This window comes from Paenibacillus sp. Dod16, from assembly GCF_049893405.1.
Lineage (GTDB): Bacteria > Bacillota > Bacilli > Paenibacillales > Paenibacillaceae > Paenibacillus_AQ.
Genome location: NZ_JBNDYG010000090.1, coordinates 1 through 11444 on the forward strand (window position 1 = coordinate 1; position 11444 = coordinate 11444).

Consider the following 11444-nt stretch of genomic DNA (forward strand, 5'->3'; position numbering starts at 1 on the left):
GATAGCCTACGGCGGATAGCCTACGGCGACTCCTTTTCCACCAATATGCAGTTCTCCTGGAACGCCTACTGGACATTCTTCTCCACATTCATCCAGTACGTAAATTTGTTGATTTTTCAACGGATATCCATAAGGGATACTTTTCCACTCTGGCTTCACTTCTGTGATTGGGAAATAGATGGACCATATAGAGCCTTCCGTTGCTCCACCTAACCCGATGACTTGTGCTTTTGGCATTCTTGTTTTGATTTTCTCCGGCAAACCAAGAGAAATCCAGTCTCCACTTAGCATCACAATACGTAAGCGCTCTGCTGAAGTGCTATGCACCGTATCTTGTTTTGTGCTTTCCAGATACATATCCATAATTGCCGGAACCGAATTCCATATCGTGATTTCTTCGTCGATCATGATCTGATGAATGCTACTCATATCTAAAAGATCCGGAATTAATACTAACTGGGCTCCACTAATGAGTGCTCCAAAAATATCATAGACAGATAAATCAAAGCTCATCGATGATAGGGCAATGATTTTATCCTCGCTGCCTACTTTGAATTTCTCATTAATATCTAATAATGTATTCACGACTGCTTCATGGGTGATCACAACACCCTTAGGCTGTCCCGTACTTCCTGAAGTATAGATAGCATAGGCTTTATCCTGCTCACAGCCTTCTAACAGATCTAAGGCTCCATCGTTGTAGGTGGAAAGGTTCTCTTTTTCATATAAATCCGGATGAATCATGAGCTTGATATCACTATGTTCGACGATATATTCTATTCTTTCCTCAGGATGTTCCGGATTCACAGGAATATAAGCATGGCCGGCTTTTAAAATAGCCACCGTATTTACAATGGTCTCGATTCGTCTCTCTGCCCAAACGCCAATATAAGAATTGTGCGCATAGTTTTGTTCTGCTAAATAGCGAGCGACCTGATTGGATTTTCTCGCCAACTCGCCATAGGTCAATGTATCCTGTCCTAATTTGACTGCAATCGCATCTGGAGTCTTCTGGCATTGCTGGTCTATTAATCTTTGCAGTAAATCTCCTTCATAATCTCCTTGTGTACGATTGTAATCAAGCAGTAGTTGATACTGTGTTACAGGCAGCGGGATAGATGAAAGATTATGGTCTATAACTTGCTGCAATCGAAGTTGATACGTTTCAAACATGGCACTGATCATATCTTCATCAAACAAATCTTTCGCATAATCCCAAGTCATCATTAATTGTCCGTCTCTTTCCGTGACTTGAAAATCTAAGAATACTTGAGGGGTCTGGCTTATTCCGTATTTAATTTTCCCTAATTTCGTCAAAGTATCTGTAAATTCCGATTTATCGAATAACATACTAGTGAATACAATTGGCATAATCGCTTTACTAGTCATTTCTCTCTTACTTGCAATATTTCGTATAACATCAACACCACTATAAAAACGATGATCTACGGCTTCAAATAATATATCTTGAACCATAGATGCTCTCTCCCAAAAAGCACTATGAACAGACAAATCAATATCTAACAGTAAAACTGACGTAAAATCTCCAATCAACTTCATTACGTCTGGATGAAAGGACTGTCGATTAAATAATGTTAAATTAAGAGACATTCTGGATTGATTGCTCCATTTGCCCAAAACTTCCGCATAAATTGTACATAAGAATACAGATGGTGTTACACCATACTGAGTTGCTAAGCCTTTCACAATATTCCATTTATCAGTTGTCAGACTCTTCTCCATTCGCTGAAATGTTGGTCTCTCTATGGATTCTGGCTCACAAACGAATGGTAGCTGAGGGGCATATGGAAAATCCTCTATTTTGGCTTGCCAATAATCTTGAGCTCTTTGATAGGCGGAAGATTCACGAAAGCTCTCCAATGCCCTTACATAATCTGAAAATTGAAATGTTAAAGGTTCAATCTCCATATTCGGTTTCTCATAATAATCCATGATCTCTTGTATTAAAATTAATAAACTGCCGCCATCAGCAATTATTAAGTCAATATCCAGGAAGAGGTAATTTTTCTTCTCACCAAGAATAAATGCAGACAACTCAAATAATGGCCAATGATCTTGTTGAAAAACAAAATGTGACCTACGATTTCTTTTTTCCAATATTCGTTTTTGTTGATCCTCTAAAGACAGGTCTTGTAAATCTTCAATACAAATATCATAAGAAGAAGCAGAACGTCGAACTTTTTGCATTCCTGTATCATCAAAAATAGTACGTAGCATAAGCTGACGCTCTAAAACATGATTCAATGCATCGTTTAAGCGTTTAATATCTAATTCTGTTTCAAACTCATAATAGGCATGTGTGGAGATATTGCCCATTTCCATAATATTTTGTCTTCCAACTAAATAGGCTCCTTGTATTTCTGTTACCGGAAACGGCTCATACCACATGTCTTTATTCCCTGTTAATTCAGAAGTTCGGACATCCTCTACCTGTAGTTGTTCCTCAACAATCGTAATTATTTGTTCCAGGGTAGACATTTTGAAAAGGCTTACGATAGGGATTTCAACTTGAAATCGTTGATTTATTTCATCCTGGAAACGAATCAAAGTTAACGAACTAACTCCCATCCGAGAAATAGTATCGTCTACTTTCAAAGAAGGGATAGAGAATACTTCTTTTGCAATTTCAACGATTTGATTTTCAATCTCCGCTTTGTTCCATGCTGGCTTCTTTGCGGATTCCTTGATACTCTGATAAGAATATGGAGCTATTGCGATAACATCATCAAACTCATGATTCTCAAATCGCTCTATTAAAAGATATCGTTGGACCTTTCCACTTGTTGTTTTCGGTATCGTTTTTATTGGAATTACATAATCTGCAGCTATTCCAATCCGTTCTAATACCATATTCTGCACTTGATGGGCAAGCGGCAAAAATACCTTAGCATCTTGTCGATTATGTACAAATACTATAATTTCATCCCTGATAGATGACGGATTGCGTACACCACACACAACGACTTGAGACAATTGTGGGATCGCCAATGTTAACATATTTTCTATATCACTAGCATAATAATTCTGACCATTTACAAACAGAATATCCTTCTTTCTACCCATTACAATTAGTTCTCCATTGCGTAAAAACCCTAAATCTCCTGTATGGAAGAAGCCCTGCTCACTAAAAGGGGAACTATCATGATTCATATATCCCTCAAATACATTTTTCCCTTTGATCACGATATTGCCAATGTAATTTTCCTTTAAGATGTGATCTTCATCATCTACAATCAATATTTCTAATTCATGTAATGGTTCTCCTACTATGGCAAACTCTGCTGCATTTGGCTCCTTCGTTTCTAAATCTTCCACTTCTTGTCCAATACGAGCTTTATGACGGTTAATACATACACTTCGATTATGTCCTTCTTCAGGAATAGTAACAGCCAAACTAGCTTCTGCCATACCATAGACTTGATGGATCGTATTTTCACGCAAGCCAGAAGACGAAAATTTTTCATAAAATCGTCTAATGGTATCCATTGATATTGGTTCTGCACCACACATTATGTTTCGCACACTAGATAAATCAATATGTTCTAAATGTGAATCCTTTACAGTCTTCATCATCCAGTCTAATCCAAAATTTGGACTTACAAGCACCGTTGCTTTTAATTGCGCACATTTTTGAAGATATAGCCAAGATTTCTTTAAAAATGTACCGGAATTTAGAAGGGAATGAGATATACCCGCAAATATCGGAGTTAAATGATAACCGATCAAGCCCATATCATGTGTCAATGGTAACCAACTAGCCATGACATCATTTTTGTCTAATTTCATACGATCTACTATCTGTGCCAAATTATAAGCTAGATTTTCATGTGTTAATTTTACTCCTTTAGGGTTACCTGTGCTGCCAGACGAATATTGTATATACGCTAAGTCCTGACAATCTACTGCAACGCATTGCCCCTCTTCCATATTACTTGCTAAGGTTTCATACTCTAAATATTTCAAATTAATGGCTTCATAACTTTCTCTAAACGTATTTAAATTTCTTTCATCAGTAATTATCCACGCATTCGACAACTGCTCGCTTACTTTCACTAACTTTTTGAAGGCTTCAGTGTCAGGCGATGCAATTAGCGGTATAGACAGAGGGACGGGTATCATGCCTCCTAAAATACAACCCCAAAACAACCTTATAAAGAATAGATTATTGTTTGTCTGAAAGATAATATAAGAGCCCTTCTGAAATCCCTGCTTTTGTAGTGCCCCTAAGATACATTTGGCATTAAAATAAAGACTTTCATAAGACTCAAACAAATCAGAGCCATCGGATTGAGTAAAGTAAACTCCCCTTGATTTCTCATTAGCATAATTTCCAAGTAATTGGTCGAGTGTTATATTAACTCCATCCTCTAATACTAATTTTGTAAAAGATTTCATGTTTTACCTCCCAAGAAATTATGTTTTATGCTACGACATTATCTTTATTACAATGGATGCAACGTCTTGATCTTGCCTCAATCCATTCATAACTATTTTCGCCAATGACGGCAATCTTGCTATTTATCAAAACATTGGTATAAAAAAAAAGAGCCTCAATTAATAATGTCATCTTGAAACTCTTGATAGGTCTTTGTTACATATTCTTTTTTCTGAAAAAATCAAATGCCACACTTGGATTATTACTTACCTGATTTCTTACTAAATCCTTTAAATCCGTGGGTATATACGGTTCATACTTTGGACAATTCCCCCCTTTCATGCCCCTTATACACTCTCACTCTCTTAGCTCACATCATACAACCATTATAAAAATCAATGATTTCTCCTTCTGCAACAACACCATATATATCGGTTTAATATACAATTTATGACATATTATCTTCCTGTTTATGACAACAAATCAAATTAATTATTCAAATCACCTTTAATATCAAAATACAACATAATCATCTATAATTCTATTATATTCCATTGAAAGATGATATCAACAATAACTTTAAATTTTTCAATTTCCAAGGGCGTGGTCTAAATCCAACGCCTTTAGCCTTCAGAAAACTGGAAACAATGGTTGTTGTCTTGCCAATACTGTTATTTGACCTTTCTCAAATGATAGATTCATATGATCAACGGCGCAGTAATCGCCAAATTTCTTCACTAGATTTATACATTCAATGGCCTTTGTCATTTTGTACTAACCTCCGCTAATTTCTTCTTCGTTACTTGTTGTCCTCATTATATTGAAAGGCTTTATGGGTCACTATCCATACAATAAGATAGAACTATTATCTCTGTATAAAAGGATATAGCTTTAAGGCGTGCTTATTGTAAAGCTGCAAGTGTCACAAAAGCAAAAATCCACAGCCTTAGTCGGTTGTGGATTTATAATTGTATGTATGGAGGCGAAGGGGTCGAACATTAAAAGGTAACCTGTAACTAATAAAATAAAATCGGTGATGATTAGCTCTATTTAAATCATTCCATCTTATACAACATAGAGCTTAACAGCTCCCTAATCCTCTGTCCTTCCCCGCTCTCGTTGGTACGGAACCTTTCTAATTTCATCCCAAATTTCTTGAAAATCTCTTCTTTGGCCGGCTGCATCATCCCTTGAGTGGGGTGATCCGCTTACCTCCATATACCTAGGAACTCTCCCTAATCCAACCATCCCTTGCTACGTGCGATGTCTATCGCCTCAATCCGTGTATTCGCCCCGAGCTTCCCAATCGCTTCTGACATGTAGTTCCGTACCGTTCCATAGGATAGAAACAGCTGTGCTCCAATATCTTGAAGAACTAAGCCTTGGGCAGCCAACTTCATGACTTCACGCTCCCTGGGTGATAATGGACATGGATCATCCCATACCGCGAGCGACAATTCTGAATTGATGACACGTTTCCCATCATAGACCCGACGAATTGCATCAGCCAGTTCCTCGCTGCCCGTATCTTTAAGAAGGTATCCATAAACTCCTGCCTGCATAGCCCGCTGGAAATATCCAGGACGCGCGAATGTCGTCAAGATGATGACACGACAAGCTGACTTATTTTTTTGAACCCATTCCGCAATATCTAACCCCGTTTTCAGTGGCATCTCAATATCCAGAACGGCTACATCCGGTTCATACTCCTGAATCATGGACATCACTTCTTCCCCATTCTCAGCTTGACCGACGACTTCAATATCATCTTCTAACGAGAGTAACGTTGCCAGTGCTCCCCTTAATAACTTTTGATCTTCTGCCAAAACAATACGAATCATCTAAGCGCTACCTACCTTTTCATTTCGTATTACCCTAGGTATATGTAAGGTGACTTCCGTCCCCTTGCCTGGGGACGAAGACAGCGACATACGTCCGTCGATCATAACCAACCGCTGCCGCAATCCGGCGAGGCCATTACTGCTAGTATAAAGTTGCTCCGGATCTGCCCCAATACCGTCATCACGTACAGATACACGAACTTCCCCTTCCTGAATGTCTAGATGAACTTTGCACTTTGTTGCCCGGCTATGTCGAACCACATTTGTAATCGTCTCGCGAAAACACATCGCCAAAATCGTCTCCTGTAAGGGTGTTAACGGAAGCGAATTGTTCGCTAAAGCGTCTTCCGTCCCAACATTAGAAGGTCTGGGATCGGAAATCGATTGATATTGAAAAATAAGCGGTATACCCGCAGCTGAACATAACGATACAGCATGCTTATATTCGTCAGCGAGATATGTAACTTTCATCTCCGTAACCAATTCTCTCATTTGTTTCAAGGCTGCGCGTGCCGTTTCCCGTATTTCACGAGCCTCTGCTATCGCTCTCTCGGGAGAACGATTGACCAATTTCTCAACGACCTCGCCTTTTAGTGCGATTAATGACAGCGTATGTCCCAATGTATCATGTAATTCACGTGCGATCCGCTGGCGCTCCTCCTGCTGTGCCATTCGTTCAGCAGTTTCTGCCCGCAGCCGCGCTGCCTTCTGTTGAAACCTGGTCGAAGTTCGAATAATATACGGCAGAATACAGATGCCAAACATAGGCACCAGCCCTATCCATACTAGGCTGCCCATCCGGTCCAAGTAAGGAACGGCGATAAATCCCATAGCTACCGTAAAAACGATCGTTATAGAGAGTAATATCGGCAGCTTTTGTTTGCTCAGCGGAGCAGCGATCATAAAACCCATAAACGTATACATAGGGTGAAATACAGCTGCTAAAATTAAAAGTATACCCAACTGAACCATCAATATTGGCGTTGCCCACTTTAAATTAAAGTAGGATTGTCGAAACAATAGAACGAATAGGCCTAACAGAACAAAGCCAAGCCACTGTATACTTGATGGCTCATAGAGTAAAAAGTACAAGGGTATCATTAAATTTGTTAACAAAATATAAGGAGCGACTCCTTCCGATTTTGGAAAGAGACGCCACTTTTCTCTATTCAATTAGACCGCATCCCGTCGATTATATATATAGATTGATAGTAGCATAAAGAGGAGACCGCATCCTGTCAAAATTATGAAATCGATACTTGCTGGATTTTGTCCAGCGATCATATTCCATGCCCCATTGGCGTAACGGTGAGATGGAAGCCATTCCCCGACCGAGCCCATCCAACTTGGCAAAGTACTAAGCGGCATCCAAAGCCCCCCTACAATTGCGAGTCCCATCTGTAATACATTTCCGATGGCAACGGAGGTATTCGCATTTTTAAGCGTTCCTAACAAGGCACCAAGCGCCAGAAAAGATATGCTCCCGATCCATAACCATAGTCCGCATAAAATCCATTGCCCGGCTGTCAATTGTATATCATGAACAAGGCCAGCCGATAAAAATATAACAACAATGACGATTGAGTGAACAGCCATTTGCGATACAATTTTGCTGCCAATCCAGACTGCAGGAGATAGTGGAGTCAACTTCAACAAGCGTACCCACCCGTCTTGATGCTCGAACGATAAACGGATACCGAATTGAGATACGGCTGTACCGATCAAACTGAATGCAGTCATCGACATCAAGGAAAAGACACCCCAAGTTGTCGATTGGATCGATTGATCTACCCCATTCATACTTGCAAATAAAAAGTAGAAAGCAAGCGGCATCGCAATGGAGAAGAGTAAGAAGAATGGACTGCGGATAATTCGTATACTTTCTGCTTTCGTCTGGGCAACAAACATATGGAACATGGCTATTTTCCTCCTAAAAATGTTTATTATCGTATAATTGTTTGTTTATTTGAGCCTGTAAGACTTCGGAATGTATCTTCTAAGCTGGCGGATTGTATATCAATATCCGATATTCCCCATTCAGACTGCATCAGTGTAAATAACAATACATCGGTCTCTTGGGCGTACAGACGAATTCGCTCACCGTTGCATTCTGCCTTTTCAACGCCAGGTAATGTGAGCCATTCCTGCTGGGCTGGCGCGTTCGCCGCTCGAAATGAAACGGTTCTAAGCGCGGTTTGAGCCTTTAAACGTTCCGGAGTCCCTTCCGCAACAACCTGTCCACCAGCGATGACTGCGATGTGATCTGCGACAGCATCAGCTTCATCTAAATGATGTGTAGTTAAGAGCACCGTACGTCCGTCACTTGCCAGTGCTTGGATGGTGTCCCAAAAGCGGCCACGAGCCTCGATATCCATTCCGACGGTTGGTTCATCCAGCAGGAGAAGCTCTGGATTTCCCGCCAAACTCTGAGCGAAGGCTAATCTACGGCGTTGTCCTCCAGACAGCGAGGATGCGCGTCGTTTCTGATCCGCGTGGAGACCCGAAATGTCTAACAATCGCTCGAGCGACATCGGATTACGATAATAACTGCGGAACAATTGAAGCACTTCTTTCACCGTAAGTCCATCTGCTGCTTTAACATCCTGCAAAAGAGCTCCAACGCGTTGCCGCAATTCTTTTGCTCCAGACGGCATCCCCAAGACCCTGACTTCTCCTGATGTTGGCTTGATCATTCCGAGGATCATGGAAATGGTTGTTGTCTTACCTGCCCCATTCGGTCCAAGCAATGCTGTTATTTGACCTTTCTCAAATGATAGATTCATATGATCAACGGCACAGTAGTCGCCGAATTTCTTCACTAGATTTATACATTCAATCGCCTTTGTCATTTTGTACTAACCTCCGCTAATTTCTTCTTTCGTTCCTTGATGTCCTCATTATATTGAGAAAGCGCGAAAACCAATTAGTGTGGGTTGTCACAAGCCGGTTATGACAAATGTCAGAAAAAAAGAAAGCAAAAAAAGAAGGACCTGTAGGTCCTTCTTCAGGATAACGTGCATTTGACACTCTTTGAGTGAGGTGTCTTGCTTTGCAAACTTATATTATCTTTCCCTCTGTGAATATAAATTTATTTACGAAGACTCTGAAGACCCTCATTATTTAATCGCTTCTATTTCTGACGTTTTCTCGATGTTTGAGCATGTAATGAACAGGATGATTCAGATGGAACGGAAAGTGACCAAATTCGGCAACAGCCTCGGTATAACCATGACTGATGTTTTGAAGCAAATTGGACTGGATCAAGGCAACACTGTCAGTATTGAGGTTAGCCCAGCCACAGGCCTTACCTGAAGGAATAAGTTCGGACTTCATGGATACTTTGACGATGACGATCACGCTTTTATGGCCTGCACTACAAGATGGATGCAAGAAAGTCGAAAATTTTACAGCGGATATGGTTAACCATCAATTCGATCGTCAACAATCGGCTGCGATCATTGAAGCTCACTGCACCACGATTCCCGAATCATAAATCAAGCCTTTACTCAAGTGTCCCTTTTTTCATTTGTCGATGTCTGTATTTAGCTAGAAAGATACGCCAGCAAAGCTTCATAAGATTTGGAACAGAGTGTGCGTTTTCTTTGAGATAGGACAATGCAGAACGGTTTCCTCGTTTCGTATTGCATTCGCTGCATGAAGCGATCAGGTTTTGCGGAAGATCCGAGCCGCCTTTGCTTGAGGGGATAATATGGTCCACTGTCGTAGCGTGTCGTCCGCACCACAAACAAGTGTGATGATCTCGTTTCAGTGCAGCTTTTCGATAGTCCCGAAATAAGAATGGATTATAAAGCAATTGGATCGTCTGCTCATCAATCCAGACAGCTCGCGATCGCTCAACTTCCCGCCAAGCCCGATGGGGTAAACATGGTGTTAGTTGTTGACCATCCATATTGAGTACCGTTATCAATGGTTCCTCTCCATCATGACTATGATTCATCGATTTCACTCCATCTGTACGACATGTTCTACCCTATAGTATTAATATAAAACAAAAACACCATCCTCATGCGGATGGTGTTCATTATGATGGAACCGAGGGGAGTCGAACCCCTGTCCGAAGATAAGCTTCTACGGTGTAGTCAGGGTTGTGGTGTCACCTGAGTATCACCCGTTTGACAACGAATTAACCACAATGATATATTGGCGTAATACCCATTTATAAATGGGTCCTATCTTTAAGGAGTGCATACATGATGTTACCCGTTCACGAACGCTTCATTAAGCAGGCAAAAAAGAAAATCAGTCGAGATAATCGACTTACGGGCCTCCTTGCAGGCGGCTCCATGATCCACGGAGCCATGGACGAGTATAGCGATCTAGATTTAATCATCGTGTACGATAACGCGTATCGCAATGAAATTATGGAGCAACGCATTCAGCTCGCAGAAGAGCTCGGACAATTACTGTCGGCATTCACAGGTGAGCATGTCGGCGAACCACGTCTGGTTATTTGCCTATACGGCCCACCGTTGCTTCACGTGGATCTAAAGTTCATTTCGAAATCAGAGCTTAGGATACGAACAGAGAATCCGATTGTGCTTTGGGAGAGAGACGAGGAGATCAGAACGATCCTTGCAGAGACATCCCCTGCCTATCCATCGCCCTCTATGCAATGGATGGAGGATCGGTTCTGGGTTTGGGTGCATTACGGTGCGACGAAATTAGGAAGAGGCGAGTTGTTCGAGCTCATCCAACATATTACGTTTATTCGCAATGCAGTATTAGGACCGTTGATACTCATGCGTAACGGCCATCTTCCCGCGGGAGTCCGACGGCTAGAGCAATTTGCTGAAATGGAGATGGCTGAGCTTCGGGACACGATTCCACTCCACAGCTACGAAAGTTGTTACCGTGCGTTAAAGGCCACTATCAAGCTATATCAACGTTTACGCCAGGCTTCTGATGGTTGGATACGAAAAGAAGAAGCCGAACGCAATTCAATTGCTTATCTTGAAACCGTATATTCCACTATCCATAAATAAAAACATCTACAAGGCAGTGAAATTTATTATTCACACTTATCAGCTATTCTACAGCAAAAACCACAACCTATGTGAACTGACCCCATAAAGTTAGACATATTATTTTATTAGGCAATTTGTTGGGCATGAGTTCGGTACTGTACCGGACTCATGCCTTTTAGTTTTGCTTTAATTCGCTTGTGATTGTAATAATCGATATATGTA

9 protein-coding genes are annotated in these 11444 nt (G+C 41.0%); 1 reads left to right on the forward strand and 8 read right to left on the reverse strand.

The genetic code is table 11. From position 1 onward, the window contains the following. Positions 1-6 precede the first annotated feature (6 nt). The 7 genes from ACPV3A_RS37035 to ACPV3A_RS37065 all read right to left on the reverse strand — a co-directional run bounded on the left by ACPV3A_RS37035 (position 7) and on the right by ACPV3A_RS37065 (position 10195). Positions 7-4416 carry an AMP-binding protein gene (locus ACPV3A_RS37035; protein WP_426204877.1) on the reverse strand — a complete coding sequence of 1470 codons (4410 nt, stop codon included), beginning with the start codon at positions 4414-4416 and terminating at the stop codon, positions 7-9. A 1215-nt stretch (positions 4417-5631) separates the two neighbouring features. Then, positions 5632-6237: a response regulator transcription factor gene (locus tag ACPV3A_RS37040; RefSeq protein ID WP_194540469.1), complete on the reverse strand. Its 606-nt coding sequence runs from the start codon at positions 6235-6237 to the stop codon at positions 5632-5634. Further along, positions 6238-7410, reverse strand: coding sequence for a sensor histidine kinase (locus tag ACPV3A_RS37045; RefSeq protein ID WP_194540468.1), 1173 nt, complete (start codon positions 7408-7410; stop codon positions 6238-6240). Then, entirely contained in the window at positions 7411-8154 is a 744-nt protein-coding gene (locus ACPV3A_RS37050; protein ID WP_426204879.1) for an ABC transporter permease, read from the reverse strand. Positions 8155-8180: 26 nt separating this feature from the next. Then, positions 8181-9086 (reverse strand): ABC transporter ATP-binding protein, encoded by a 906-nt coding sequence (locus ACPV3A_RS37055; RefSeq protein WP_426204881.1) that lies wholly within the window; start codon positions 9084-9086, stop codon positions 8181-8183. A gap of 271 nt (positions 9087-9357) precedes the next feature. Then, positions 9358-9594, reverse strand: coding sequence for a hypothetical protein (locus ACPV3A_RS37060; RefSeq protein WP_426204883.1), 237 nt, complete (start codon positions 9592-9594; stop codon positions 9358-9360). 145 nt (positions 9595-9739) lie between these two features. After that, positions 9740-10195, reverse strand: coding sequence for an HNH endonuclease (locus tag ACPV3A_RS37065; RefSeq protein ID WP_074961820.1), 456 nt, complete (start codon positions 10193-10195; stop codon positions 9740-9742). 253 nt (positions 10196-10448) lie between these two features. On the opposite strand from ACPV3A_RS37065, the gene ACPV3A_RS37070 reads away from it, so the two are divergent. Beyond that, positions 10449-11240 (forward strand): nucleotidyltransferase domain-containing protein, encoded by a 792-nt coding sequence (locus ACPV3A_RS37070; protein WP_426204885.1) that lies wholly within the window; start codon positions 10449-10451, stop codon positions 11238-11240. 107 nt (positions 11241-11347) lie between these two features. Here ACPV3A_RS37070 and ACPV3A_RS37075 read toward each other — a convergent pair. Beyond that, positions 11348-11444: IS3 family transposase (locus ACPV3A_RS37075; RefSeq protein WP_426204887.1), on the reverse strand; the 97-nt coding region annotated here is incomplete at its 5' end.

What these genes read in the sequence shown, in the direction of transcription:
- ACPV3A_RS37035 (WP_426204877.1), bottom strand. Translation starts at nt 4,416, where the DNA reads ATGAAATCTTTTACAAAATTAGTATTAGAGGATGGAGTTAATATAACA.
- ACPV3A_RS37040 (WP_194540469.1), bottom strand. Translation starts at nt 6,237, where the DNA reads ATGATTCGTATTGTTTTGGCAGAAGATCAAAAGTTATTAAGGGGAGCA.
- ACPV3A_RS37050 (WP_426204879.1), bottom strand. Translation starts at nt 8,154, where the DNA reads ATGTTCCATATGTTTGTTGCCCAGACGAAAGCAGAAAGTATACGAATT.
- ACPV3A_RS37055 (WP_426204881.1), bottom strand. Translation starts at nt 9,086, where the DNA reads ATGACAAAGGCGATTGAATGTATAAATCTAGTGAAGAAATTCGGCGAC.
- ACPV3A_RS37065 (WP_074961820.1), bottom strand. Translation starts at nt 10,195, where the DNA reads ATGAATCATAGTCATGATGGAGAGGAACCATTGATAACGGTACTCAAT.
- ACPV3A_RS37070 (WP_426204885.1), top strand. Translation starts at nt 10,449, where the DNA reads ATGATGTTACCCGTTCACGAACGCTTCATTAAGCAGGCAAAAAAGAAA.